Here is a 24,302-nt window from a genome sequence, read left to right on the forward strand (position 1 = left end):
TCAGCGCGGGTTCACCGGTGCTGGCACTGGCACGGGCGTGGGCGTGGGCGCTCCGGTCGTCGGCGCAGCGGAACCGGTCGCGCGACTTTCGTCGCGCGCCAGCGTGGCGTCGATGGGTGACAGGTCAGGCGCCGCCAGGGTGCCGTTGGCCTGTCGCAGGCGCAGCTGTCCGAGCAGCACGTTGTAGCGCGCCAGGGCGAGGTCGCGCCGGGTCTGGAACAGCTGGCTCTGGGAATTCAGCACGTCGATGTTGATGCGCACGCCGACCTGGTAGCCGAGCTGATTGGCTTCGAGCGCACTCTGGCTCGACGCCTCGGCGGCTTCGAGCGCGCGCACCTGCCCGGCGCCGGAGATCAGGCCCAGGTAAGCCGTGCGCGTCGCCTGCGCCACGCCGCGTCGCGTGGATTCGAGCGTGGCGCGCGACTGCTCCTCCAGCGCCAGGGTCTCGCGGATGCGGTTCTGGGTCGCGAAGCCCGCGAACAGCGGCATGTTGAGCACCACCCCGACGTTGGGCCCGCGGGCCGCCGTGCCCACCGTGGTGAGCACGGTGCCGTTCGGATTGCGCGAGATGCTGTAGCCCAGGCTGGCGTCGACGGTGGGCTTGTGGCCGGCCTCGGCCTTCTGCACCTCGAGCGCGGCGACATCGACGCCCAGCCGGGCCTGGGCGATGGCCGGATGCGCGTCCTGCGCCTGCGTCACCCAGGCTTCCATGTCGGCCGGCAGGGACGCCGGCAGCACGACGGGGAGGGCGAGCGGCAATGGCGCGCTGCCGCGCCGGCCGGTCAGCGTGTCGAGCGCCAGGCGCTTGACCTGCAGGTCGTTGCCGGCGGCGATCTCCTGGGCGAGCACCAGGTCGTAGCGCGACTGGGCCTCGCGCGAATCCGTGATGGTGGCGGTGCCGACCTCGAAGTTGCGCTGCGCCGATGCCAGCTGTTCGGCCACCGCCGCCTTCTGCGCGCGCACCAGCGCAAGGGTGTCCTGCGCGCCGAGCACGTCGAAATAGCCCTGGCCCACGCGCACGATCAGGTCCTGTTCGGCCGTCGCGAGCACGGTCCGCGCGATCTCGGCCTGGCGCTGGCCCTGCTCGTACGCGGCCCAGGCGGCAGGCCGATAGAGCGGCTGGCTGGCGCTGATGCCGGCGTTCTGGGCCGTGTAGGCACGCGTGGCCGTGCCGCGCGGTGCTCCGGAGATGACGTCGATTTCCAGGTCGGTGCGGGTCACGCCCGCCTGCACGCCCACCTGCGGCAGGATGCCGGCCCGCGCCTGTGCGGCGCGGGCGAGGCTGGCGTCGTACTGCGCCAGCGCGCCCTGGTAGGTGGCGTCGTAGCCGCGCGCCGCTTCGTACAGCGCGACCAGGCCCTGGCCGTGGGCAGGCGCCATGAACGCCGCCGCCAGCAGCCAGGGGCCCGCCGCGAGCAGGCGGCGCAGGGGCGAGCGCGTGGCCGGGCCGGTGGCCGGCAGGCGCTTGGCGGACAGGACGCTTCGCATGGGGTGCGACGAGGGCGAGGTGATCAGTAGCGCGGCACGGCGGGTTCGCGCGTGGCGGACCAGGCGTCGATGCCGCCGGCCACGTTGGCCACCTCCGCGAACCCCTGCTGTGCGAGGAAGGCCGCCACGCGCTGGCTGCGCGCGCCGTGGTGGCACAGGCAGGCCACCGGTCGCGCCGGATCGAGTTCGGCCAGGCGAGCGGGGATATCGTTCATCGGGATCGCGACCAGTTCGACGCCCGCCGGCGCGGTCACGGCCGCGGTCTGCAGCTCCCATGGCTCACGCACGTCGAGCAGCAGCGGCTTCGGGGAGACGCCGGTGCTCCAGGCTTCGAATTCGGCGGGGCGGACTTGTTCGATCATGCGGACGACCTATTGCGGCGGACCGCAGGCGCGCGGGGTGGCGCTGCGGCCCGTCCGGAACAGCACGGAGGCTGCGGGAGGAAGCGGGAAAGCGGGATGCGGGATGCGGGGGCGGCGGAATCGGGGCGAATGCGTCGCGTCGGTCCGCCGCGGTCTCAGAAGCTGAAGCGCGAGGGTTCGGGGAAATTCAGCAGCCGGGGAGCGACCGTGTCCCAGGGCTGTGCGACGTCCCATTTGCTCTCGCTCACGCGGGTGACGAAGTGGGCGCGCATCATCGGTTCCTGGCCGACGATGGCCGCCAGGCGTCCGCCGATGGCGAGCGAACCCAGCAGGTTCTGCGGCACGTGAGCGACCGAGCCGCTCAGCACGATGACGTCGAAGGTGGGACCGCCGGGCAGCGGCTTGGAGCCGTCGGCCTGGCGCACGTCGACATTGGCGACGCCGTTGCGGCGCAACGTCGCGGCCGCGCGCTCGGCGAGCGTCGGGTCGATCTCCAGCGTCAGCACGCGCGCGGCCTGGTGGGCCAGCAGCGCGGCCATGAAGCCCGAACCGGTACCGATCTCCAGCACGGTCTCGTGCTTCTGGACGTGCAGGTCGTTGAGGAGACGCGCCTCGACCTTGGGCGCCAGCATCGTCTGGCCGGGGACCGAGCCGTCGCCGAGCGGCAGCTCCATGTCGAAGAAGGCGAGCGCGCGGTGCGCGGCGGGGACGTAGTCTTCGCGCCGGATGCTCTCGAGCAGTGCGAGGACTTGCGCGTCGTGCACGTCCCAGGGGCGAATCTGCTGCTCGATCATGTTGAAGCGCAGGCGCTCCGGCGTTGCGGGGGTGTTCATGGCGTAGATTTTCTGGCTGAGGGAGCCCGGGGGGAGTCGGCGATTTTAGGTCGCTCGGCGAGCAGTCCGCCGACGAGGAGGTCGGTCTGCACCGAGAGATAGCGGCGCGGGTCGACCGCGACGGTGCCGTCGATGCAGCTGATGGCGGAATGCCGCATGAGGGTCAGCATGGCCATGGTGGAGACGACCGCATAGCTCGCGTGGTCGACGTCCACCGGGGCGAACTCGCCGCTGTCGACGCCGCGCCGCAGGATGCGCCGGATCAGCGCATGGCCCGGCTCGACGACCTCGCGCCGGTAGTAGGCGGCCAGTTCGGGAAAGTTGTTCCCTTCGGTCATCATGAGTTTGGCGATGCCCGAGGCGGGGGTGGCGCCCACGAGTTCCCACCACACGTCCAGGCAATGGCGCAGCATGTCGGCCGTGGTGCCCTCGAAACGCGCGAACTCGGCGTTCCACTCCGCGTAGCGACCGGCGAGCGTCTCGGCGATGACGGCCTTCAACAGGTCGGTCTTGCTCGGGAAATACAGGAAGAGGGTGCCTTTGGAGACGCCGGCGCGGGCGGCGACCTCTTCGGAGCGCGTGGCGACGAAACCCTTCTCGACGAACAACTGGAGGGCCGCCCGGATCAGCTCGCCAGGCCTCGCTTCCTTGCGCCGCTCGTGCTTGGCACGGACAGGGCAGAGCGAGGAGCTGATGAAACGGGACATGCGTGGCGCACTAATGACTGGTGGGTTATTAATCCTAGTGAAGCGTCCCGACAGCGTCAAGACACGACAATGGCATGCCCGGCCCTTCGCCATCCACGCCGAACCCCAACATGTCCAGCACCCCACCTTCTTCCGTTTCCTCCGCCGGCAATGCGCCCGCCGCGTCGTCGATCGATTCCATCGTGCTCGGCGGCGGCTGCTTCTGGTGCACCGAAGCCGTCTTCGATCGCGTCCAGGGCGTGGTGGATGTCGAATCGGGCTACAGCAACGGCCAGGTCGCCCGTCCGACCTACGAGCAGGTCTGCACCGGCCGCACGGGTGCGGTCGAGGTGGTCAAGGTGGCGTTCGATCCATCGCTGATCTCGCTGCGCGAACTGCTGGAGATCTTCTTCGTCATCCACGATCCGACGACGCTCAACCGCCAGGGCAACGACGTCGGCACGCAGTACCGCAGCGGCATCTACACCACCGACGACGCCCAGCGCGAGGTGGCGCAGGACGTGATCCGCGAGATCGGCGCGAGCGGCACCTACCGGGCGCCGATCGTCACGGAGGTGGTGCCGCTCGCGGACTATTCCACCGCCGAGGCCTATCACCAGGACTACTTCCTGCAGCACCCCAACCAGGGGTACTGCGCCTTCGTGGTCGGCCCCAAGGTCGAGAAGTTCCAGAAGACCTTCGCCGCGCGCGTGAAGGGCTGACGGGTCGCCAGGGCTGGACGTCATGGGTCGCACGAACACCACCTCGCGTCGCCCCCCGTGGTGTCGCACGGCCGCGGCCCGCCGGGACGACCGCGCGGACGGCGGGTCGATCGCGGTCGTCCTCGTGCTCGCGGTGGCGCTGTGGATGGCCGCGTCGCTGGGCCTCGCGCACCGGGTGGTGCATACGCCGGGCGTGTCCGGCGTGGCGGTCCGCTCCGTCGTGCCGTCCGGTGATCCGGGCGTTGCCGGCGCGATGGCCGTGCGTGCCCATGCACATGCCGGCGGCAGCGTGTTCGCGATGCTGTTCGGCGCGCATGGCGATCCGAAGGACTGTCGCCTCTACGACCAGCTGTCGGGCGGCTTCGCCACGCTGTCGGTGCCATCCGCGGTGCTGCCGATCGCGCTGCCGACGGCGCGTTTCCATTTCTTCCTGGGCGAAGCCATCGCCCGCTGGGTCACGCTGTTCGACGCGCGTGGCCCACCCGCGTCTCGCTGAATCCTCCTGTCGTCCGGCTCCCGATCGCGCTCCCTGAAGGGAGCGCGTCGGCCGGCTTTCATCCGATTCAACGAGTTCGCATCCATGTCCCATGATTTCCGGCGCCATGCCATCGGCATCGCCGTCCTTTCCCTCGCTTCCCTTCTCGGCGTGAACGCGCCGGCCCAGACCCGCACCCCGACGCCGTCGCTGGGCGAGGTCACCGTCACCGGCAATCCGCTCGGTGCCACCGAACTCATCGCGCCGACCGAGGTCCTGCAGCGCGACGAATTGCTGCTGCGCTCGCGATCCACGCTCGGCGAGACGCTCGAGGGGTTGCCCGGCGTCAGCAGCAGCTACTTCGGCCCCAATGCCAGCCGGCCCGTCATCCGCGGCCTGGACGGCGACCGCATCCGGATCCTGCAGAACGGCGGTGCCGCGCCGGACGCCTCCGCCCTGAGCTACGACCACGCGGTGCCGGTCGACGCACTGGTGACGGAGCGGATCGAGGTGCTGCGCGGGCCTTCCGCGCTGCAGTACGGCGGCAGCGCCATCGGCGGCGTGGTCAACGTCATCGACAACCGCATCCCGACCGAGCCGATCGACGGCTTCGGTGGGCGGGCGGACGTCGGCTACGCCGCCGGCAGCGTCGAGAAGAGCGGCGCCGTGGTGCTCGAGGGCGGCAACGAGCGCTACGCCCTGCATGTCGATGCCTTCGAACGCCGCTCGGACGACGTGCGCGTGCCGATCGAACTCGATTGCGAGAAGCCCGGCGCGCCCGGACTCGCGCGGCGCATCTGCAATTCGCAGAACCGCGCCAGCGGCGGCGCCGTCGGCGGCACGCTGTTCCTCGATCGCGGCTGGGTCGGCGCGTCCGCCAGCAGCTACCGCAGCGACTACGGCACGGTGGCCGAGAGCGATGTCACCATCGGCATGAAGTCCGACCGGTACGCGCTCGAGGGCGAATGGCGCCCGGGCGGCTTCTTCACCAGCGTGCACGCCAAGTTCGGGCACACGGATTACCGCCACACCGAATACGAGGGCGCCACCGCCGGCACCACCTTCGCCAGCCTGAGCAACGACCTGCGCGTCGAGGCCAGGCACCGCCGGATCGGCGGCCTGGAGGGCCTGATCGGCTTCACGAGCGAGCGCAACCGCTTCTCCGCCGATGGCGAGGAGGCGTTCGCGCCGCACAGCCGCACGCGGTCCGACGCGCTCTTCCTGCACGAGGAACTCGGCATGCCCTGGGGCCGGCTGAACTTCGGCGCACGCACCGAACGCGTGCAGGTCCAGTCGCTGGGCTATCCGGACGACCCGTCGATCGACCGCTTCGTCGTGGGCACGCGCCGCTTCGATCCGCACAGCGCGGCGTTCGGCGCGCTGGTCGACGTCGCCCCGCAGTGGCAGTTGACGTCCAACCTGGCCTACACCGAGCGCGCGCCCAAGGACTACGAACTCTTCGCCAACGGCCCGCATTTGGCGACGGCGGCCTGGGAGGTCGGCAACGCCGGGCTGGCCAAGGAGAAATCGCTCGGGCTCGACGTGGGCGCGCAGTGGAAATCCGGGGCCGACGAAGCCCGGGTGAACGCCTACGTGACACGCTTTCGCAACTACATCGGCCTGAACGCCACCGGCAACCAGCGCGACGCGGAAGGCGCCCCGGCGGCGCCAGGCACTGACGAGGCCCTGGCCGAATACGCCTATGGCAACGCGCGCGCGCGTTTCACCGGCATCGAGGCGAGCGGCAAATGGCGCCTCCTCGGTGCCGGCGGTTTCGCGCGCGCGCCCGACGGCGGCACGCTTGACCTGCGCTGGCGCGGTGATCTGGTACGCGCCACCAACACCGACACCGGCCAGCCGCTGCCGCGCATCGCGCCGGTGCGCGTGGGCGCCGGACTGGCCTGGGCGCGGGGAGCGTGGTCGGCGCGTGCCGGTTTCGACCACTACGCGGCGCAGGACCGCGTGCCCGAGGTCGGCGCCCGGTCCACCGGCGGCTATACGCTGTGGAATGCCGCGCTGGCCTACCGCATGAAGGTGCAGGCCACCGACTTCACCTGGTACGCGCGGTTGGACAACCTCACCAACCGGCTCGCCTACAGCGCGACATCGATCCTGACGACCACCGTCTACCCGGCGGCGCCATTGCCGGGGCGCTCCCTCAAAGTGGGTCTTCGTGTGACGTTCTGAAGGCCGGTCGGCTTCGGAGAAATCCTTTCGGGACGGGGGCCACGCGGCGAGCCGCTATGCTCGCCCGCGTGAATTTTCCTGTCTCCTTCCCGTCATGGTCCGGCGTTCCGAGCAAGGGAACGGTGCGGTGAACGCCCGCGTCGGCGCGCGTCTGCCGCGCCAGATCTACCTGCCGCGAACGCTCGGTCTCGGACTGGGGGGATTGGGCATGGCGGCGGCCCTGCGGGAGGGCACTCCCTCTGCGTGGGTCTGGGCGTTCTTCGCCTTCGCGGCCCTGGTCTGGCCGCATGTGGCCTACCAATGGTCGTCCCGGGCGAGGCGACCGGGCCGGGCCGAGGAGCGCAACCTGATGATCGACGCGTTCCTGGCCGGGGCCGCCGTCTTCGCCATCGGCGGCAATCTCGTGCCCAGCGCCGTGGCGCTGGCGATCGTCTGCATGAACAACACGGCCGTCGGCGGATTGCGGCTGTGCGCCTGGGGCGTCGTCGCGGCGACGCTGGGGGCGGGCACGATGGCGACGATCGCGCCGTTCCGTTTTTCTTCCGACTCCAGCATCCTGGTGCAGCTGGCCGTGCTGCCGGTCATCGTGCTTTACCTGCCGGCCTTCGGCTGGACCACGCACCGCTTGGCGACGACGCTGCACCGCAGCCGGGAAGCCTTGCGCCGCGCGAGCCAGATCGACCCGCTGTCGGGGCTCTACAACCGGCGGACGTTCGAGGTGGGGTTCCAGGCCACGTTCGAGGGATTGCTCAACGCCCACGCGGGCACGGGTCCCCAGCGGCGTCCCACTTCGCTGGTGCTGTGCGACGTCGATCACTTCAAGCGGATCAACGATGGCGCCGGTCACGCCGCGGGCGACGCGGTCATCCGCAGCATCGGCGAGAGTCTGCGCGTCCATGTCCGGATGCCCCACGTCGCGGCGCGCTACGGCGGCGACGAGTTCGCCCTGCTGCTGCTCGACCACGATGGCGACGAGGCCAGGACCTTCGTGGAGCGGCTGTGGTCGCAGCTGAGCGTCGAAGGGGGCGCGGGCGGGTCGGTGCCGACGTTCACGATGAGCACCGGCATCGCCTGCTTCGATGTCACGCTCGCCAGCGCGGACGACTGGATGGCGCGGGCCGACGAAGCGCTCTACGAGGTCAAGCGTCGCGTGCGGGGTGGCGTCTGCGTGGCCCGGCAGCGGGCGCCGCACCGGCCGCTGGACGCCATGCCGTCCTGAGCACGGCGCGGTGTCGAGGCGGCCTCAGGTGGACCGCTTCGGCGCCATCGGTCGATGGATCAGGGTTTCGAGCAGCTTGCCCATGTCGTCCACCAGTGGAAGGTAGTCGGGGCTGTCGCCCAGCACGGCGTTGATCGTCATGTCGGGCACGGCGGCGTCGGCCGGGCTCTGCACGATGCCCAGGGCGTCCGGCACGCGATGGATGGCACGCAGGCCGGCGGTGCCATCACGGCCGCGACCGCTCATCACGACGCCGATCACGCGCGCACCGAAGACCCGGGCGGCCGACGCGAACAGCAGGTCGGCCAGTTGGGTATCGACCGTGGCGGGATCTCGATCGACCCTGAAGCGGCCTTCGTCGTCGATCGTCAGGCGCTGCTTGCGAGGCGCCAGGAAGACGTGCCCGGGCTCGACGTGAACGCCGTCCGTGGCATGGGAGGTGGGCAGCGAGACGCCGCGAGCGATCTGGTCGAGCGTCAGTGGCGGGCCATCCACGGGTTCCTTGATGACCACGACGATGGCCGCGGCGATTCCCGTGCGCAAGGGGTGAAGCACGCGATGCAGGTCATCGACGCCTTCGGTGGAAGCGACGATGGCCACGAATTTCCATTCATCGGTCATGTGCGACCCCGCGCGCCCGACGCTGTGGGTGATCGGCACGTCCACGGTCGAAGATCGGGTTTTCGGCAGAGGTCATGACGGGGTTCCAGTGATGACGCGATGCGCTCGGCATTGGCGTCGTGGCCCTCGCATTGTGCGCGTGTTCGCATGGCGCGCGGCGATCCCGGTGGCGCTCTGTCGTCACGCCGGGTTGTGGCTCCCTGCGCGAACGAATAGCATGGGCGCCCCTCCGGCCGGGCCGGAGACGACCGCCGATGCGGCAGAACCCATCCGAGATCCGACAATGAAAAAGAGACCGTTCCTGATCGCCGCGCTCGCCCTGGGCGCCGCGGCCGCCACCACCGGCGCCCTGGCCCAGGAGGCCTACCCCACCAAGCCCGTGCGCATGATCGTGCCGTTCCCACCCGGAGGCGGCACCGACATCCTGGCCCGGCTGGTGGCCACCAAACTGGGTGACAGCGCCAAGTGGACCATCGTCGCCGACAACCGCGCCGGCGCCGGCGGCACCATCGGCATCGCCGAGGCGGCCAAGTCACCGCCCACCGGCTACGACATGGTGATGGGCCAGAAGGACAACATGGTCGTGGCGCCCTGGCTCTACAAGCACCTGAGCTACGACCCGACGCGCGATCTGGTCGCCGTGGCCAGCGTCGCCTACACGCCGGTCATCATCGCCACCGGCGTCAATTCGCGCTTCAAGACGCTGGCCGACGTGGTCGCGGCCGCCCGCAACGCGCCGGACGCCGTCACCTACGGCTCGCCCGGCAACGGCACCACGATCCACCTGGCCGGGGACATCTTCGGCAAGGCCGCCAAGGTGCAGTTGCGCCACGTGCCCTACAAGGGTTCCGGGCCGGCCCTGATGGACGTGCTCGCCGGCAACGTCGACCTGCTGATGTCGTCGGTGCCCTCGGCCATGGGGCAGATCAAGTCGGGCAAGCTGCGCCCGCTGGCGGTGACATCGGCCACGCGCAGCAGTTCGCTGCCCGATGTGCCCACGGTGGCCGAACTGGGCTATCCGGGCTTCGACGTCAGCACCTGGTACGGCATCTTCATGCCGGCGCGCACGCCCGCGGCGGTGGTCGAGGTGGTGAACCAGAAGGTCAACGAGTTGCTGGCCACGCCCGACATGAAGGCCGCCGTCCAGGCCCAGGGCGCGGAGGCGTTGCCGATGACATCGAAGGAGTTCTCGAAAGTCGTCGCCGACGACGTGCGCAAGTGGAAGGGGATCGTCGAGGCCTCGGGCGCGACGATCGAATAACCGCCGTCGAAGTGGGTGCGGGCATCGGCCTTGCTTGCATGGCGAGGCATGGACCTCGCACCTCATTTCGATGCCGCCTCCCGGCTCAGCCCGAAGGGCGCGGCCATCGCTCTGCGGTTGCTGGCCCGGATCGCCGCGCTGCTCGAGCCGGAGGCGTGCCGTCCGCTCGAGGACATGCTGATCGATCAGTCCCGGCGTTCGGGACCTTTCTCCGACAGCGACCTGATGTCGCTCATCGCCCACGACGAGCCCGTGAAGACACGGGGCTTCACCTTCGAGACGACGCACCAGCGCATGGCCCGGCTCTGGATCGAGGACGTCCTGGCGGACGCCTCGCTGCGCACCGCGCCGCGCCGGTCGTCGCAGGGCCGGCGCTGAGGCGCCGGCACGCGGGACTCAGCCGGCGACGGCTTCCAGCGCCGCGTTGAACGTCGCGCTCGGGCGCATGACGGCGGCGGTCTTGGCCGGGTCGGGACGGTAGTAGCCGCCGATGTCCACCGCCTGCCCCTGCACCGTCTTCAGTTCCTCGACGATCTTCTGCTCGTTCTTGGAGAGCGACTCGGCCAGGGGCGCGAAGTGCGCCTGCAGGTCCTTGTCCTCGGTCTGCGCGGCGAGGGCCTGGGCCCAGTAGAGCGCGAGGTAGAAATGGCTGCCCCGGTTGTCGAGCTCGCCGGTGCGGGTGGACGGGCCCTTGCCGTTGTCCAGCAGCATGCCGGTGGCCGTGTCGAGCGTCTCGGCTAGGATGGCGGCCTTGCGGTTGCCGGTCTTCTGACCCAGGTCCTCCAGCGAGACCGCCAGCGCCAGGAATTCGCCCAGCGAATCCCAGCGCAGGTGGTTCTCCTCGACCAGCTGCTTGACGTGCTTGGGGGCCGAGCCGCCCGCGCCGGTCTCGAACATGGCGCCGCCGGCCATCAGCGGCACGATCGACAGCATCTTGGCACTGGTGCCGAGTTCCATGATGGGGAACAGGTCGGTCAGGTAGTCGCGCAGGATGTTGCCGGTCACCGAGATGGTGTCCTTGCCGCGGATCACGCGCTCGAGCGTGTAGCGCATCGCGCGCACCTGCGACATGATCTGGATGTCGAGACCCTTGGTGTCGTGGTCCTTCAGGTAGGTCTTGACCTTCTTGATCAGCTCGGCCTCGTGCGGGCGGTACTCGTCGAGCCAGAAGACGGCCGGCATGCCCGACAGGCGCGCGCGGTTGACCGCCAGCTTGACCCAGTCGCGGATCGGCGCGTCCTTGGTCTGGCACATGCGCCAGATGTCGCCCTGCTCGACGTTCTGCTCGAGCAGCACCTCGCCGGTGGCGAGGTCCACGATGCGGGCGACGCCGGCCTCGGGGATCTCGAAGGTCTTGTCGTGCGAGCCGTATTCCTCGGCCTTCTGCGCCATCAGGCCGACGTTGGGCACGGTGCCCATGGTGGCCGGGTCGAAGGCGCCGTTGGTCTTGCAGAAGTTGATGATCTCCTGATAGATGCGCGCGAAGGTGCTCTCGGGGATCACCGCCTTGGTGTCCTTCGGACGGCCGTCCGGACCCCACATCTTGCCGCCCTGGCGGATCATGGCCGGCATCGAGGCGTCGACGATCACGTCGTTGGGCGCGTGCAGGTTGGTGATGCCCTTGGCCGAGTCGACCATGGCGAGTTCGGGGCGGTGCTCGTGGCAGGCGTGCAGGTCCTTGATGATCTGGTCGCGCTGCGAGGTGGGCAGGTTCTCGATCTTGCTGTAGATGCTGGACAGGCCGTTGTTGACGTTGACGCCCAGTTCCTCGAACAGCTTGCCGTGCTTGGCGAAGGCGTCCTTGTAGAAGATCTTCACGGCGTGGCCGAACACGATCGGGTGCGACACCTTCATCATGGTGGCCTTGACGTGCAGCGAGAACATGACGCCCGTCTCGCGCGCGTCCTCCATCTGTTCCTCGTAGAACTTGCACAGGGCGTTCTTGCTCATGAACATGCTGTCGATCACCTCGGCCTCGAGCAGGGCGACCTTCTTCTTCAGCACGATCGTCTTGCCGCTCGCCGTGACGAGGTCCATCTGCACGTCGCGCGCCTTGTCCAGCGTCATGCTCTTCTCGCCGGCGTAGAAGTCGCCGCCGTGCATGTGCGAGACGTGGGTGCGCGAGGCCGGGCTCCACGGGCTCATCGAATGGGGGTTCTTGCGCGCGTTGCGCTTGACCGCGGCGGGCGCGCGGCGGTCGGAGTTGCCCTCGCGCAGGACCGGGTTGACCGCGCTGCCCAGGACCTTCGAGTACTTGGCCAGCACCGCCTTGTCCGCGTCGGTCTTCGGATCCTCGGGCAGGTCGGGGATCGGGTAGCCGGCGGCCTGGAGCTCACGGATGGTGGCCACCAGCTGCGGCACCGACGCGCTGATGTTGGGCAGCTTGATGATGTTGGTGTCGGGGAACTGCGTGAGGCGGCCGAGTTCGGCGAGGTTGTCCGGCACGCGCTGCGCGTCGCTCAGCAGATCGGGAAACTCGGCCAGCACGCGCGCGGCGACCGACACGTCGCTCGTGACGACGTCGATGTCCGCTGCCTTGGCGAAGGTCTGGATCACGGGCAGCAGCGAAGCCGTCGCGAGCAGGGGCGCTTCGTCCGTCAATGTGTAGATGATCTTTGATTTTTCAGCAGTCATGGAAGGACCTTTCGTATGGATGGGGTGCTCGCCCGCGGTGGCGAGAGCGATCGGCGGCTGGCGCGCGCGGCTGGCGGCATGCAAGTCGCGAAACGCGTTCCGGACTGGATGGCGATGCCGCCGGACGCTCTGTCAATCGGCTGGCGCCGCGTCGCAGCCATTATTCCAGCAGTCGCGCGCGTCTCCTGGGTTTCGTGTGGAAATGCCCGCCCCCTGCAGAATCGCCCGCCATGGATTTCGATTTCGCGACCGTGCTCCTCAACGACCTCGACGGTCCGTTCGTCGTGGAGATCGTTTTCAGGACGGTCGTCATGTTCATCGTCATCCTGTCGTTCCTGCGGCTGTCGGGGAAGAAGGGCGTGCGGCAGCTGTCGATCTTCGAGGTCGCGATCGTCATCGGCCTGGGCTCGGCCGCGGGCGATCCGATGTTCAACCGCGATCTCGGGATCGTGCCGGCGCTGCTGGTCTTCGCCTGCATCCTGGTGTTCTACCGGGGCATCATGTGGATTTCCGCGCGCAGCGAGCGCTTCGAAAGCCTGCTCGAAGGCGATCCGGTCTACGTCATCGCGGACGGGGAGTTCGTGCTGTCGGGCACCCAGCAGCGGCTCTACGCCAAGGACGAGTTCTTCTCGGAGATGCGGCAGCAGTCGATCGAGCACGTCGGCCAGGTCCGCATCGCCATCCTCGAGACCACGGGGAGCATGAGCTTCTACTACTTCCGCGACGACGACGTGAAGCCGGGACTGCCGGTCACGCCCGAGCCATACCGCAAGAAGCGCTGCGTCCTGGAAGCGGCCGGCGCTTTCGCGTGCACCGAATGCGCGCGGGTGTCGCGCATCGCGACGGCCACGCACACGTGCGGACGCTGCGGCCACAACGAGTGGGTCGAGGCGATGACGACCCGGCGCATCGGCTGATCTCCGAAAGGGGCGCGAAAGCGCGACGGCCGCGATCCGGCGCGACGGACGACATGGGCGGCCGGCGGTCTCGCGCGAGCGCCATGCCGTGACGGGCGCAACGGTCCTACAGCGAGGACGCTTGCACGGGAGGTAGCGTCGACGGGACCGTTCGTATCACGGGAAATGTCTTCCCGAGACGGTCCAGAAGGAGCCACCATGCCGACGCCTGACAAATTGAACGAAGCCTATGAAGCCTGGCGACGCGCCAACGACGAGCACGTCGAGTTGATGCGCGCAGTGACATCGGGCGCGGCGCTCGATGCCGAGGCCATGGCGCGGCAGGTCGGCAAGGTCGAGGTCCTGCACACGACCTGGATGGAGATGGTGAAGCGCAGGGACGGCGAATCGTCATGACCGGTGGTGACGGCCGCTGCCGCATGCCAAACCGTGAACGCTTGGCGAGTTTTTGCCGCATATATCTCGCAGGCTCAACGACTCCCTGATCGAGCCGGATCCGGAGTCTGTCGGTCGTCCGGCGTTTTCTCCTTGTCTCCAGTTCGATGTCCCTCGGTGACCGGGCCGTTGTAGACAGCATCGAGCACCGGCCCCCGATCAGTGTCAACGCTGTTCATGGCGTCTTCAAAAGCCTGTTTCCCCACGGTTTCCATGGTGGGGCTCGCTGCAGCCTGGCTGCTGGCAGACTCATCCAGTTCACTGTATTGCTTGGGTGCGGGCCTTTGCAAAGCATCGTTGCTGCCTTGCGCCCAGTGGGTTTCACCGTCGTTGGGCGCCGGTTGCCGTTCGGGGGGGGTGTCGGCGCTGATCGGCTGCTTCTTAGCGCCCTCCGCTGCGCTGGCAATGGCTTTGTTCATGTTCATGGGTTTTTCCCTTTTCAGTCACTGTGGTCGAGTGGGCAGCGAAGATCTTCTCGCAACGGCGAGGTAGGCACGTTCACCCGGCAAGCCAAATGCCTGGGAGCCGCGTCCGCGTCCCATCCGACGTTCTCTTGGTGGCCCATGGATTCGCCGCTCCCTCAGAATGAAAAGGCGAGCACCCTTCAACGCATCTCGAGAGAAGTGGAGATCCCATGACGACCCCCGAGCCGATCGAATCGGCCACGCGCCAGACGCGCAGCCACCAGACGTACCCGGTTCTCGATGCCGCTGATGCGGACCGCATGAGGCGTTTTGGCGAGGTGCGCCGCTACCCGCGAGGCAGTTGCCTGTTCCGTGCCGGTGACCCGGGCCCGGGCATGTATCTGGTCCTGGCAGGCACGGTGAGCATCAGCCAGCGTGACGGTCTCGGTCGAGTGACGCCGGTTGCCGTGCAGGGCAAAGGTCAGTTCCTGGCGGAAGTTGGCGCCCTGTCGGGACAATCGGCCCTGGTGGATGGTCATGCCGAAGAGGACGTGGAAGCGCTGCTGGTGCCGCCCGACCGCCTGAGGGCGCTGATCGTCGCTGAAGCCGATCTGGGCGAGCGGCTGGTGCGGGCGTTGATCCTGCGGCGCGTGGCGCTGATCGACGCCGGTGCCAGCGGCCCGGCGTTGATCGGGCGGCCCAACTCGGCCGATGTCATGCGACTGCAGAACTTCTTGAGCCGCAACGGTCAGCCCTACCATGTGGTCGACTCGTCCACCGATCCAGGCGCCGCGGTCCTGTTGGAACAGTATGGCGAGGCCAGCCTGCTGGTGGCTTGCCCCAATGGAGCGGTGTTGGTCAATCCGAGCGAAGAGGCGTTGGCCCGCTGCATCGGCATGCTCGACACCGTGGAGCACGCCGATCTGTTCGACGTCGTGGTGGTCGGCGCCGGGCCGGCCGGGCTGGCCACGGCGGTCTATGCGGCCTCGGAAGGGCTGCGTGTGATGGTGCTGGACTGTCGCAGCTATGGTGGTCAGGCGGGTGCCAGCGCGCGCATCGAGAACTACCTGGGATTTCCCACCGGCATCTCGGGCGCCGCGCTGGCAGGGCGGGCTTTCGTACAGGCGCAGAAGTTTGGCGCCGAGATGATGATCCCGGCCCAAGCGGCGTCGCTGGACTGCAGTGGTGCTCACACCGGCCACGGGCTGCGGGTGGGGCTGACCGACGGGCGAGAGTTGCGGGCGCGCACCGTGGTGGCGGCCAGCGGTGCACGTTACCGGCGGCCCCAGGTGCCACGTCTGGCGGAGTTTGAGGGCCGTGGCGTGTGGTACTGGGCTTCAGCCATCGAGGCAAGGATGTGTGCGAAACAGGAGGTCGCGCTGGTCGGCGGCGGCAACTCGGCAGGTCAGGCAGCGGTGTTCCTTTCGCAACACGCGGCGTTGGTCAACGTGCTGGTGCGTGGGCCGTCGCTGGCGGCCAGCATGTCGCGCTACCTGATCGACCGCATTGAAGCCTCTCCCAACATTGTGGTGCGGTCCCATACCGAACTGGTGAGTCTCAAAGGCGATCCCGACACCGGCCTGGAAGGTGCCACATGGCGTGATGCCCGCACTGGCGATCAGCACGACTGTCCGGCACGCAACCTGTTCATGTTCGTCGGAGCCGAGCCTGAGACCCAGTGGCTCAAGGGCTGTGATGTGGCGGTGGACCACCACGGCTTCGTGCGAACCGGCGTCGACATCGGCGGCCGCGACGCGGTCGACGCGAGTTCCCTGGAGACCAGCGTACCGGGCGTGTTCGCCGTGGGGGACGTGCGTTCCAGCTCGGTCAAGCGAGTGGGCGGTGCCATCGGTGAAGGCGCGGCGGTCGTGGCCCAGATCCATGCGAAGCTGGCGCAGGTGGCTGCCACGGCGTGACGGCATGGGCATGTGGTCACGCGACGCCCAGTGGTGGGCGCTACTACGGCGGGTGCGGGGGCTGTTTCCGGCCGATCCCGGCCGGTTGCTACGGCTGCAGTTGCTGCAATTCGAGCGCGTGACGGCCGATCTCCGTCGGTGATGATGTGAACTGCTGCTGCGCTCTCGATCACAGAGGCGACCCCTGCGTCGCAGTCGAGGTCGAGATGTGGGCAGCAAGCGAGGAAAACCGTCTCGCTTTGATGGGAAGCCCTACATCGGCTGAGGCGTCGTCACCACTTGTCCGTCCTTGACCGGCAGTGTTGCCCCGGGCTTGAACGACATCCGCGTCATTGCCTCCTTGCCGTCGAGTCGATACGTGACGTTGTAGCCAACCGATTTTTGCGACTTCTCGTTGACCGTCCTGCAACGCTGCTCCGTCGAGACAACGACATCCTTTTGCTGCATGTTCTTCTGCACCTGGTTGCCGGCATAGCCACCCGCTGCGGCGCCCGCGACGGTGGCCAAGGTCTTTCCATTGCCCCCGCCGACGAGGCTGCCCAGCAGTCCCCCGGCAACGCCGCCGACCACGGTACCGGCGATGCGGTTGCCGTCCTTCACGGGCGCCGCATGCTGAACCTGAACGTTTTCGCAGTGCTGGCGTGGCGTGGTGACCGTCTCCGTGATTTCCTTGACCGCAACGACGTCAGCGAAGGTCGGCTTGTTCAAGGACTTGTAGCCGGTCACGGCACCTGCGCCAAGCACCACCATGGCCAGACCGCCGATCACCACACCCTTAATCATTGACTTGTCCATGCGCATCCTTTTGTTGACGCGATTCTCATCGTCAACGCGCGCAGTGCGTTTTTCTTCCAGCGTCGCACCGTGAGAATCTCCACGGCGAGCCGACTTAGTACCACTCGTGCGAAAGCTGGCCCTGTCATCGGACCGCCTTGATCGTGAGTTCGGCCTTCGGCCCTCGCCACGCACCCATCCATTCGGCCGTCTCACGTGCTCTGGTGCCTCGCAATGCATCAATTTCACGATGTCGATGTCTTTCGCTTCAGGTCCTGGCAATTGCTCCGGACCGGCCCGAGCCGGCGATGGAAGCACTCGGCAATAGCCCGGTGGATCAACGCGAATTAGCGTTCAACGCGCTTTCTGCGCGGGCAGTGGCGGAAACGGAAGCTTTGAATCGTCATGGGTCGAAACGGTTGACGCGGCATCACGATCCTCGCGAAGGTGGATCAACGGGCAGTCAGCTTTCGAGGCAGCACCAGCGTCGGTGACGCGACGGCTGGGTCGCAACAGCAGCCGCTCGAGGACGCATGCGCTGAAACCTTCGCTCAGCTTCAGGACGAAGTGACCAGCGGCGTGCAAAAGCAGACCCTCGAGACATGACGGTGTCACGGCCCCACACTCGCCTCATCTCGATATCGGCCAGGAAGCATCATGAACAAACTCACGCGCGTCGTCTGCCTCGCGGCCAGCGTGCTGTCGTGTACCGTGGCAGGAGCAACGTGCTACGGCACTGGGTCGTTCCAGACCTGCAATGACAGCGCCGGCAACAGCTACGAGGTCAAGCGCCATGGCAACACGACCCAGGCCCAGGGTACGAACACGCAGACGGGCACCTCGTGGCGCCAGAGCAGCAGGATGGTCGGGAACACTGCCTTCCATCAGGGCACCGCGTCCGACGGAGCTTCATGGCGTGGAACGTCGCAGGTCGTCGGTGGCGCAACATTCCATCGAGGGGTCGACGGCCAAGGCCGTTCGTACGCCAGGATCTGCCCTGCGGCAGGCTGCCGGTGAATGAAGCCGGCCATGAGCCTTCGTAGCTTGGAGCGGTTCTCGTCGTGGCTGCGACGGCAGTCGGCCCTGCAGCCGCCCAGACGCCTTCGATGCTTCCAGAAGCCTGCAACTCGATGGAATCGGCAATCAAGCACCTCGAGTGCCTGCGTGCTGCATCTGGCCTGTTGCCGCAGGGCTGGCCAGAAGGTTCGGGTGATCGACGTCAAACCGACCGAGGCCGGGCCCCTTGGCGGCTGGCCTGAGGCAGAAGCGCTGTTCAAGTGCGAGTGATCGAGTCGGCTCGCAACCTCATCCGAAAGGACGATGCAACGCCACTCCAGTTCTTCAAGAATGCAGGACATGGATTACGTGGAACTGGCGTTTGCAGCACTGATGGCGATGGCGATGGCTTCGGTGCTCTACGGGAGCATGGCGGCAGCGGGGCGGGAACATCTCACGAGCTTGGACGTCGACAGGGTGACGTTGGCGGCGGTGATCACGTTCGTATCGATGATGGTTGCCCAGCATCCCGAGTGGCTTTCGTAGCAGCCCAAGAGTGAATCGATCGCCCGTCGAATTGGCTTGTCGATCATCAAAAGGTATGGGCCGGACTGGAGGCAAAGTGCCTTGACCGAATGGGTCGATGGTAGAAAAAGCCTGATCAAAGACACCCGATGTTGCCGTGGACCCGATGGATTGGAGGCCTCTTCATGCCGTTCCAAGAACGTGCTTTTTCTCTGGTCATGCTTGCATGGATGCCGATGGCTGCCAAGTCTCAATCAATTGCAGATTTCGAGAAACTTCCGGAATTGTCGGCCAGCGAATTGACTGCCCGATCGACAGGGAAGACGTTCACGACCATGGGGACGGACGGAAGCCCTTGGAGAATAGAGTACAAGTCCAATGGCTACGTCATCATCGGCGTGCAACGTCGCGGGTCCAGCAACAACTTCAGCAAGCCATGGCGTGTCGAGAACAGCAAGGTCTGCTCGACCGACAGAGGTATCTAGGAATGCAAGCCGGTTCGTCTCGACGGATCGACGCTCGTCGTGCAGGTTACGCCCACCGAGACCGTTCGGTACACCGAGCAGTAACTGAAATTCCTCTGCCGATGCTATTGGACAACGCGCCTTCATCGAACTGGTTCCGGCGGACTTCGATGAACTGTCGAAGGTTGATCAGGCCCGGGCCCTGCTCAAGCCTGCGCTGGTGGAGCAACTGGAGCGGTGGCTACAGCCCGGAAAAGCCAGGGAAAGGCCGAAGGTGTCATGTGTGGCGAGCGTGGTGGCTCTGGCAAGCCGTCCGAAGAATGGCATGGGAGCGCGGCGCCGGTGCCAGTCGAAACCTGGAAGGTGTCGGCGTGCTGCGGCCCGAACCCTGTACCGCCGGCCACATGGTGGCTGCATGAGCTGTTTTCGGCACACCCAAGAAAAAAAGCCTGCTATTGATTAAATAGCAGGCTTTTCAGTGCCCATGCGGGCTTGTTGGTGGTGGGCCCTGAGTGACTCGAACACTCGACCTACGGATTAAGAGTCCGCTGCTCTACCAACTGAGCTAAGAGCCCCTGTTCGACATCGCTGTCTTCAGGCAAGACCGAGATTATAGCCTGAGAATTCGATGCCGCCAGGGGGATGGAACATCGACTTGTGCAAAAAATGGACCGTCCTTCGAGACGCGCGTGCGTCAACGCACCGGACGGGGTTCGGGCTTCGGTTCGAAGTCGACGAAGCGGCGCTCGAGCAGCAGGTAGGACAGGGTGGAGACCGTCATCACCGCCGCCACCGCCAGGCATGCGAGGAGGGTGAACGCGGCGGGCGACAGTGCCGCGACGTCGAGGACGTACGCATGGCACAGACCGAAGCAGGCGAAGAACACCATCACGTGCAACAGATAGAGGCTGTAGCTGAGCGTGCCGAGCGCCACGGCGCTGCGGGTCGACAGGCAGCGTGGCCGAACGATGGCCGCGCAGGCGAACAACGCGAGCACGTGCAGTCCCTGAAGGACGCGGTCCCGGTCAACGACCTCCCAGTTCAGGAGCATCGAGGCGGCGCACACGCACAGGGTGCCCTGCGCCACCGCGCATTGCCGGGGCGTCGGCTGCATGCGTGTGAGCGGCGAGGCGAGGGCGCCCAGCGCGAAGAACATCCACACGCCAAGCCCCTCGACGAGCATCAGCACGATCGTCACCAGGGCGATGGCCACGCTGCCGGGGGCCTTGCCCAGACGGATCACCATGAACACCAGCGGCAGCAGGACATAGAAACGCCATTCGAAGGCCAGCGTCCAGCTCATCCCCAGGAGGCGCGACGTCTCGAAGGCGCCCACGCGCGGCAGGGGATAGAACCCGAAGGCCATCAGCCGGGGAATGGCCTCCAGGGCGGAAGCGATGAAATGCCGGTCGATGCGCGAAAACAGGGCGGCGACGACGATGGTGGCCAGCACGGCGACCAGGTAGGCGGGCACCAGCCGCTGCATCCGCCGAACGAAGAACAGCGGCCAGTCGACGTTCTGCGCCGGCAGCAGCTTGCGGGCGAACAGGCAGCCGGTGATGCAGAAGAAGATCTGGACGCCGATGCTGCCTAGGTAGTCCAGCAGGGCCCGCGTGTCGTCGCCCAGGGCGAAGCCCGTCGGCGCGAGCTGGAGGTTCTGCAGCACGAGCGGCGCGTGGTTGAGCATCACCAGCGTGACCGCCAGTCCGCGCAGACCGTCGAGCCAGCGGGTGCGTGGATGCGCCTGCGACGACAGCCCCGGGACGCGCCGCGACAGCAGCATCGCCGTGCCCAGCACGGCGGCCAGGAGGCAGGCCAGCATCAGCAGGCTCATGCCGAACGGCAGGATCGCCGCCTGGGAGATCGGTGGTCCCAGCAGATCGCCGCGCGTCGAGAGGGCGTCGCCCGAGACGATCGGGTCGCGTGCGCGCGCCAGCGCCTCGCTCACGGCGTTGCCGGACCACGTCGGCCCGCCCCGGTCCTGGAAACATGCCGGATGCGCGAGCGCATCGGTACAGGCATGGAAGTCGTTCATGTTCACCCCCTCAGATGAGCGCTCGTCGGCCCGCCCGGCGTTGGCGCAGGCCCGGATCGGGCGCGACGCTGCACGGCGCGTAGCAAGACGCGGGCTCGGATCCTGTCGTGGCCGGGATCGATCGCCGACGCTCCCGCGCGTGCGTGTCCGGAGACACGGGAGCAAGCGGGATGCCGGCTCTACGACCCGGACGGAAGAAAGCCGCCGGACGACGCGATCTAGGGGGGTGTGACGGAGAAGAAATGGCCTCGCGCGAGTTCACTGCCGCGGAAGACCGCCGGACGGATGCACAGGCGCTCGCAGTCCGCGCGGGCGCGGGTGTCCCACGCGTCGAGGCATCGGAGAGGCCGGTGGTGCGTCATCGCGGTCGAGAGGCGTGCGCGAGCGGTGCGGGTCGGACCGTCGGTCAGGCGACGAGGTCGGCGATCTTGGTTTCGGGGCTCTTGCAGGCGTCGGGACTGGTCTTCTTCAGACGCAGCTGGGCGGGCCGGTAGGTCGACTGGGTGAACACCTGGATCAGCATGCCCACGCCCTTGCGGAAGATCTTGTAGGGCGTGCGGGTCTTCAGCGCGGTGAGCACGAGGTGCGCGCCATTGCGCAACTGCACCTGCGTGTTGCCCACCCGCTTGCCGTTGGACAGCAGGCCGCCGTAGACGACCGTGCGCTCCGGGAAGTTCTCGAACAGGGCCGTCACCACCTTGACCTCGTCGAAGGGGTTGACGCCCTGCTTGGCGAAGCTGTCGTACAGGGTGCCGGTGTAGAAGGCGCGCGTGTGCGTCATGGTCACCTCGTCGAGCACGGCCGCCTTGTAGGCCGGCTCGGCCATCAGCAGCGCCCAGATGTGGTCGGCGCCCCAGCCGCAGACGTACTTCTCGATGATCGGCAGCAGCGTCTTCATGTAGGACGTCTTGATGCACGGGGACATGCACTCGAGGTGGTTGGTGTAGCGCAGGCTGAAGCCCGGGCACTGCATGAGCACCGGATAGGACACGAAGCTGTCCATGGACATGGCCGGCTGCGCGATGGTGAGGTCGTGGGCCACGGCCATCTCGAAGATGCGGTTGATGCCGCGCGCGTCCATCAGCAGGTCGTCGTCGGGCAGCATGACGTAGTCGTAGCGCTCCAGGAGCTCGGGGTGGGCGCGGAAGTGGCGCGCGAGGCTGTCCCACTTGGTTCCCTGGTCGACCACGGTGGGCAGGTCCGCATCGGCGATCTGCGCGGCCGTGTCGCCGTAGGCGTTGAGCTGCAGGTCCCACGTCCTCGTGCACGAGGTGTCCTCGGTCCACGCCCGGTGCAGCGACTTGCCGCCCACGCGGCCGATGACGAGAAAGCGCTTCGTTGTCTGTGTCATTGTCTTCTCGTGTTCGTGCGGTTCAGAAGAACGCCGGGGTGTCCGCCTCGAGCAGTGGCCAGGCGGCGTCCTTGTCGGAGATCCCGGTCACCGGCAGCGGCCACGAGATGCCCAGGCGGGGGTCGCAATAGCGCAGGCCCCACTCCGCCGCCGGCGTGTAGGGCGACGACACCAGGTAGCTGACCTCGACGTTCTCGGTCAGCGTCTGGAACGAGTGCGCGAAGCCCGGCGGCACGTAGAGCTCGCGGTGGTTGGTCGCGGTGAGCTCGAAGGCCTCGTGGCGCATGTAGCTGGGCGAGCCCGCGCGCAGGTCCACGATGATGTCGACGATGGCGCCCTGGGTGCAGCGCACCAGCTTGGCCTCGGAGGCGTCGCCGCGCTGGAAGTGCAGGCCGCGCAGGGTGCCCTTGTCGGCCGAGAACGAGGTGTTCTGCTGCACGAACGTGGTGACCATGCCGTGGGCCGCGAATTCCTTCTGGCACATGGTGCGAGCGAAGAAGCCACGCGCGTCGCCGCGCTTTTCCAGGTCGATGATCCAGGCGTCCTGGAGGGTGGTGGGGGTGAAGATCATGGAGCGCGTTCGGGGAGGGAAGGGGAGCGTGGGGTGGCGGGTCAGGCCGAGGCCGCGGCGGTGGTGGACGCCGGCGCGAACGTGCGTTCCTGCTCGGCGTAGAGCGCGTCGATGACCCGGCCGTGCGGGATCTCGATGTCGTCGAAGGTGAGCGCGGCGTCCTTGGCCACCGCCCGCACGACCCTGCAGCCCACGGCCAAGCCGATCGGCAGCAGCGCCTCGCCACGGATGGCCTCGATGTTCTCGGCCACGCCGTAGACCTCGTAGCCGCCCAGCTCGTCGATCAGGTCGCCCGGGACCAGGTCCTTCTTGGCGACCGCGATGACGCCGACTTCCGGCCCCGCCAGCGGCGTGAGCACCGGGTCGTCGAACAGCACCGCGCGCGCCACCGACGTCGGCACCTCGAAATGGCAGAGGTGATAGGGCGTGGAGAAGCAGTAATAGGGGCCGGTGCCCAGCTTGTACAGGTTGAGGTAGTGCTGCTGGCGCGGGTCGTCGTGCGTGGCCAGGACGAAGACGCCGGGGCCGGGACGCGCACCCACGACGTAGTCGACGATGCCCGGGCCGCCCTTGTCCAGGTGCTCGGCGAAGGCGCTGACCGTCTCCTCCAGCGTCACCAGGGGTGCGCCGGGATTGCCGCCGGAGAAATCCGGGCCGAGCATGCCGCGCCGGGCGACCTTCATGCCGGTCCCGTTGGCCACGATGGCCTGCTCGAAGGAGATCTTGGTGCCGTCGGCGAACGAGGCCACCATGGCCGGCTTCTGGCCCCACTTCTCCGCGAACGCGCGCTGCGTGGTCGGATCGCGATAGGGGTCGTGCAGACCCTTGATGTTGCCGCACAGCACCGGCTTGCAGCCCAGGCCCTCGACGAAGCGGTAGAGGTTCATCTGCACGCCGGGCTGGTCGCCGTCGGAGAAGGTGTAGACCACGCCGCGCGCCTGCGCCTTCTGCTTGAGGATGGGGCCGACCGTGCCGTCGAGCTCGGCGTTCATCTGCACGACGTGCTTGCCCGACTCGATGGCGGCGAGCACGACCGTGGCGGCGTACTCGAGCGATCCCGTCACTTCGATGATGGCGTCCAGGCCCGCCGCGCGGGCGAGCGCCACGGCGTCCTCGGTGACCGCCGGCGTGCCCGCGGCGATGGCGGCTTCGAGTTCGGCCTGCGTGTCGCAGCGCACCGCCTCGACGTTGGCCTCCGAATAGGCGCGCTGCGCCGGCTCGATGCGGCGGTTGGCGATGGCGCACAGGCGCATGCCCGGGGTCGACGCGATGATCTGCAGCGCGATGCCCCTGCCCTGGAAGCCGGCGCCGACCAGACCCACCTTGATGGGATTGCCCGCGGCGGCACGCTTCTTGAGCGCGGTGTCAACAATGATCATTCCAAATTACTCCGTAAACCTCGGTGCGATGCGCAGTTGTGACAATA

Annotated in this window: 24 protein-coding genes and 1 tRNA gene; 12 read left to right on the forward strand and 13 right to left on the reverse strand. The window is 67.5% G+C overall.

Annotated features, from left to right (window positions below; translation table 11 throughout):
- The 4 genes from NF681_08410 to NF681_08425 form a co-directional block, all read right to left on the reverse strand.
- On the reverse strand, nt 1-1,380 hold the full coding sequence (locus NF681_08410; protein ID UST55716.1) for a TolC family outer membrane protein: 1,380 nt from the start codon (nt 1,378-1,380) through the stop codon (nt 1-3).
- A 131-nt stretch (nt 1,381-1,511) separates the two neighbouring features.
- Complete coding sequence (locus NF681_08415) at nt 1,512-1,850, reverse strand: rhodanese-like domain-containing protein (GenBank protein UST55182.1); 339 nt, start codon at nt 1,848-1,850, stop codon at nt 1,512-1,514.
- 155 nt (nt 1,851-2,005) lie between these two features.
- A complete protein-coding gene (locus NF681_08420) occupies nt 2,006-2,683 on the reverse strand; it encodes a protein-L-isoaspartate O-methyltransferase (GenBank protein UST55183.1) in 678 nt (225 codons plus the stop codon).
- Entirely contained in the window at nt 2,680-3,390 is a 711-nt protein-coding gene (locus NF681_08425) for a TetR/AcrR family transcriptional regulator (protein ID UST55184.1), read from the reverse strand. Before NF681_08425 ends, NF681_08420 begins: the two co-directional genes overlap by 4 nt.
- Nucleotides 3,391-3,500: 110 nt before the next feature.
- Between NF681_08425 and msrA the strand changes: the two genes are divergently transcribed.
- The 4 genes from msrA (at nt 3,501) to NF681_08445 (ending at nt 7,972) form a co-directional block, all read left to right on the forward strand.
- Nucleotides 3,501-4,091: a peptide-methionine (S)-S-oxide reductase MsrA gene (gene msrA / locus NF681_08430; protein ID UST55185.1), complete on the forward strand. Its 591-nt coding sequence runs from the start codon at nt 3,501-3,503 to the stop codon at nt 4,089-4,091.
- A 22-nt stretch (nt 4,092-4,113) separates the two neighbouring features.
- Complete coding sequence (locus NF681_08435; GenBank protein ID UST55186.1) at nt 4,114-4,587, forward strand: hypothetical protein; 474 nt, start codon at nt 4,114-4,116, stop codon at nt 4,585-4,587.
- Nucleotides 4,588-4,671: 84 nt separating this feature from the next.
- A complete protein-coding gene (locus NF681_08440) occupies nt 4,672-6,753 on the forward strand; it encodes a TonB-dependent receptor (GenBank protein ID UST55187.1) in 2,082 nt (693 codons plus the stop codon).
- Nucleotides 6,754-6,880: 127 nt separating this feature from the next.
- Nucleotides 6,881-7,972, forward strand: coding sequence for a diguanylate cyclase (locus NF681_08445; GenBank protein UST55188.1), 1,092 nt, complete (start codon nt 6,881-6,883; stop codon nt 7,970-7,972).
- A gap of 24 nt (nt 7,973-7,996) precedes the next feature.
- Here NF681_08445 and NF681_08450 read toward each other — a convergent pair whose 3' ends face one another.
- Entirely contained in the window at nt 7,997-8,638 is a 642-nt protein-coding gene (locus tag NF681_08450; protein UST55189.1) for a hypothetical protein, read from the reverse strand.
- A 238-nt stretch (nt 8,639-8,876) separates the two neighbouring features.
- On the opposite strand from NF681_08450, the gene NF681_08455 reads away from it, so the two are divergent.
- Both NF681_08455 and NF681_08460 read left to right on the forward strand, forming a co-directional pair.
- A complete protein-coding gene (locus tag NF681_08455; GenBank protein ID UST55190.1) occupies nt 8,877-9,854 on the forward strand; it encodes a tripartite tricarboxylate transporter substrate binding protein in 978 nt (325 codons plus the stop codon).
- A 48-nt stretch (nt 9,855-9,902) separates the two neighbouring features.
- Complete coding sequence (locus tag NF681_08460) at nt 9,903-10,232, forward strand: hypothetical protein (protein UST55191.1); 330 nt, start codon at nt 9,903-9,905, stop codon at nt 10,230-10,232.
- Between the two features lie 18 nt (nt 10,233-10,250).
- Here NF681_08460 and NF681_08465 read toward each other — a convergent pair whose 3' ends face one another.
- Nucleotides 10,251-12,488, reverse strand: coding sequence for an NADP-dependent isocitrate dehydrogenase (locus NF681_08465; GenBank protein ID UST55192.1), 2,238 nt, complete (start codon nt 12,486-12,488; stop codon nt 10,251-10,253).
- A gap of 230 nt (nt 12,489-12,718) precedes the next feature.
- Here NF681_08465 and NF681_08470 point away from each other — a divergent pair, with 230 nt between their 5' ends.
- Both NF681_08470 and NF681_08475 read left to right on the forward strand, forming a co-directional pair.
- The gene (locus NF681_08470) at nt 12,719-13,405 is read left to right on the forward strand and encodes a DUF421 domain-containing protein (GenBank protein ID UST55193.1); all 687 of its coding nucleotides are present in this window, start codon (nt 12,719-12,721) and stop codon (nt 13,403-13,405) included.
- A gap of 198 nt (nt 13,406-13,603) precedes the next feature.
- The gene (locus NF681_08475) at nt 13,604-13,801 is read left to right on the forward strand and encodes a hypothetical protein (GenBank protein UST55194.1); all 198 of its coding nucleotides are present in this window, start codon (nt 13,604-13,606) and stop codon (nt 13,799-13,801) included.
- A 74-nt stretch (nt 13,802-13,875) separates the two neighbouring features.
- Here NF681_08475 and NF681_08480 read toward each other — a convergent pair whose 3' ends face one another.
- Nucleotides 13,876-14,265, reverse strand: coding sequence for a hypothetical protein (locus tag NF681_08480; protein ID UST55195.1), 390 nt, complete (start codon nt 14,263-14,265; stop codon nt 13,876-13,878).
- A gap of 209 nt (nt 14,266-14,474) precedes the next feature.
- On the opposite strand from NF681_08480, the gene NF681_08485 reads away from it, so the two are divergent.
- On the forward strand, nt 14,475-16,160 hold the full coding sequence (locus NF681_08485) for an FAD-dependent oxidoreductase (GenBank protein UST55196.1): 1,686 nt from the start codon (nt 14,475-14,477) through the stop codon (nt 16,158-16,160).
- A 252-nt stretch (nt 16,161-16,412) separates the two neighbouring features.
- Here NF681_08485 and NF681_08490 read toward each other — a convergent pair whose 3' ends face one another.
- Nucleotides 16,413-16,955, reverse strand: a complete 543-nt coding sequence (locus NF681_08490) for a glycine zipper 2TM domain-containing protein (protein ID UST55197.1) — start codon at nt 16,953-16,955, stop codon at nt 16,413-16,415.
- 636 nt (nt 16,956-17,591) lie between these two features.
- Here NF681_08490 and NF681_08495 point away from each other — a divergent pair.
- The 3 genes from NF681_08495 (at nt 17,592) to NF681_08505 (ending at nt 18,940) form a co-directional block, all read left to right on the forward strand.
- The gene (locus tag NF681_08495; protein UST55198.1) at nt 17,592-17,951 is read left to right on the forward strand and encodes a hypothetical protein; all 360 of its coding nucleotides are present in this window, start codon (nt 17,592-17,594) and stop codon (nt 17,949-17,951) included.
- Between the two features lie 339 nt (nt 17,952-18,290).
- Nucleotides 18,291-18,476: a hypothetical protein gene (locus NF681_08500; GenBank protein UST55199.1), complete on the forward strand. Its 186-nt coding sequence runs from the start codon at nt 18,291-18,293 to the stop codon at nt 18,474-18,476.
- Nucleotides 18,477-18,640: 164 nt separating this feature from the next.
- Complete coding sequence (locus tag NF681_08505; protein UST55200.1) at nt 18,641-18,940, forward strand: hypothetical protein; 300 nt, start codon at nt 18,641-18,643, stop codon at nt 18,938-18,940.
- Nucleotides 18,941-19,418: 478 nt separating this feature from the next.
- On the opposite strand, the gene NF681_08510 is transcribed toward NF681_08505, so the two are convergent.
- The 5 genes from NF681_08510 to NF681_08530 all read right to left on the reverse strand — a co-directional run bounded on the left by NF681_08510 (nt 19,419) and on the right by NF681_08530 (nt 24,255).
- A tRNA-Lys gene (locus tag NF681_08510) sits at nt 19,419-19,494 on the reverse strand.
- Nucleotides 19,495-19,613: 119 nt separating this feature from the next.
- Entirely contained in the window at nt 19,614-20,954 is a 1,341-nt protein-coding gene (locus tag NF681_08515) for an acyltransferase (protein ID UST55201.1), read from the reverse strand.
- A 406-nt stretch (nt 20,955-21,360) separates the two neighbouring features.
- Nucleotides 21,361-22,305, reverse strand: a complete 945-nt coding sequence (locus NF681_08520) for a DUF707 domain-containing protein (GenBank protein UST55202.1) — start codon at nt 22,303-22,305, stop codon at nt 21,361-21,363.
- 22 nt (nt 22,306-22,327) lie between these two features.
- A complete protein-coding gene (gene rfbC, locus NF681_08525; protein UST55203.1) occupies nt 22,328-22,876 on the reverse strand; it encodes a dTDP-4-dehydrorhamnose 3,5-epimerase in 549 nt (182 codons plus the stop codon).
- 41 nt (nt 22,877-22,917) lie between these two features.
- The gene (locus NF681_08530) at nt 22,918-24,255 is read right to left on the reverse strand and encodes an NAD(P)-dependent oxidoreductase (GenBank protein UST55204.1); all 1,338 of its coding nucleotides are present in this window, start codon (nt 24,253-24,255) and stop codon (nt 22,918-22,920) included.
- Between the last annotated feature and the right edge of the window lie 47 nt (nt 24,256-24,302).

The organism is Comamonadaceae bacterium OTU4NAUVB1, assembly GCA_024372625.1.
In the GTDB taxonomy this organism is placed as follows: domain Bacteria; phylum Pseudomonadota; class Gammaproteobacteria; order Burkholderiales; family Burkholderiaceae_C; genus Variovorax.

Excerpts from the sequence above, each read along its gene's own strand:
- NF681_08530 (UST55204.1), bottom strand. The coding sequence starts at position 24,255 with ATGATCATTGTTGACACCGCGCTCAAGAAGCGTGCCGCCGCGGGCAAT.
- NF681_08440 (UST55187.1), top strand. The coding sequence starts at position 4,672 with ATGTCCCATGATTTCCGGCGCCATGCCATCGGCATCGCCGTCCTTTCC.
- NF681_08515 (UST55201.1), bottom strand. The coding sequence starts at position 20,954 with ATGAACGACTTCCATGCCTGTACCGATGCGCTCGCGCATCCGGCATGT.
- NF681_08505 (UST55200.1), top strand. The coding sequence starts at position 18,641 with ATGCCGTTCCAAGAACGTGCTTTTTCTCTGGTCATGCTTGCATGGATG.
- NF681_08465 (UST55192.1), bottom strand. The coding sequence starts at position 12,488 with ATGACTGCTGAAAAATCAAAGATCATCTACACATTGACGGACGAAGCG.
- NF681_08435 (UST55186.1), top strand. The coding sequence starts at position 4,114 with ATGGGTCGCACGAACACCACCTCGCGTCGCCCCCCGTGGTGTCGCACG.
- NF681_08415 (UST55182.1), bottom strand. The coding sequence starts at position 1,850 with ATGATCGAACAAGTCCGCCCCGCCGAATTCGAAGCCTGGAGCACCGGC.
- NF681_08485 (UST55196.1), top strand. The coding sequence starts at position 14,475 with ATGACGACCCCCGAGCCGATCGAATCGGCCACGCGCCAGACGCGCAGC.
- NF681_08495 (UST55198.1), top strand. The coding sequence starts at position 17,592 with ATGAACAAACTCACGCGCGTCGTCTGCCTCGCGGCCAGCGTGCTGTCG.
- NF681_08460 (UST55191.1), top strand. The coding sequence starts at position 9,903 with ATGGACCTCGCACCTCATTTCGATGCCGCCTCCCGGCTCAGCCCGAAG.
- NF681_08425 (UST55184.1), bottom strand. The coding sequence starts at position 3,390 with ATGTCCCGTTTCATCAGCTCCTCGCTCTGCCCTGTCCGTGCCAAGCAC.
- NF681_08420 (UST55183.1), bottom strand. The coding sequence starts at position 2,683 with ATGAACACCCCCGCAACGCCGGAGCGCCTGCGCTTCAACATGATCGAG.
- NF681_08475 (UST55194.1), top strand. The coding sequence starts at position 13,604 with ATGCCGACGCCTGACAAATTGAACGAAGCCTATGAAGCCTGGCGACGC.
- NF681_08490 (UST55197.1), bottom strand. The coding sequence starts at position 16,955 with ATGGACAAGTCAATGATTAAGGGTGTGGTGATCGGCGGTCTGGCCATG.
- msrA (UST55185.1), top strand. The coding sequence starts at position 3,501 with ATGTCCAGCACCCCACCTTCTTCCGTTTCCTCCGCCGGCAATGCGCCC.
- NF681_08500 (UST55199.1), top strand. The coding sequence starts at position 18,291 with ATGGATTACGTGGAACTGGCGTTTGCAGCACTGATGGCGATGGCGATG.
- NF681_08470 (UST55193.1), top strand. The coding sequence starts at position 12,719 with ATGGATTTCGATTTCGCGACCGTGCTCCTCAACGACCTCGACGGTCCG.
- NF681_08520 (UST55202.1), bottom strand. The coding sequence starts at position 22,305 with ATGACACAGACAACGAAGCGCTTTCTCGTCATCGGCCGCGTGGGCGGC.
- NF681_08480 (UST55195.1), bottom strand. The coding sequence starts at position 14,265 with ATGAACATGAACAAAGCCATTGCCAGCGCAGCGGAGGGCGCTAAGAAG.
- NF681_08455 (UST55190.1), top strand. The coding sequence starts at position 8,877 with ATGAAAAAGAGACCGTTCCTGATCGCCGCGCTCGCCCTGGGCGCCGCG.
- NF681_08410 (UST55716.1), bottom strand. The coding sequence starts at position 1,380 with ATGGCGCCTGCCCACGGCCAGGGCCTGGTCGCGCTGTACGAAGCGGCG.
- rfbC (UST55203.1), bottom strand. The coding sequence starts at position 22,876 with ATGATCTTCACCCCCACCACCCTCCAGGACGCCTGGATCATCGACCTG.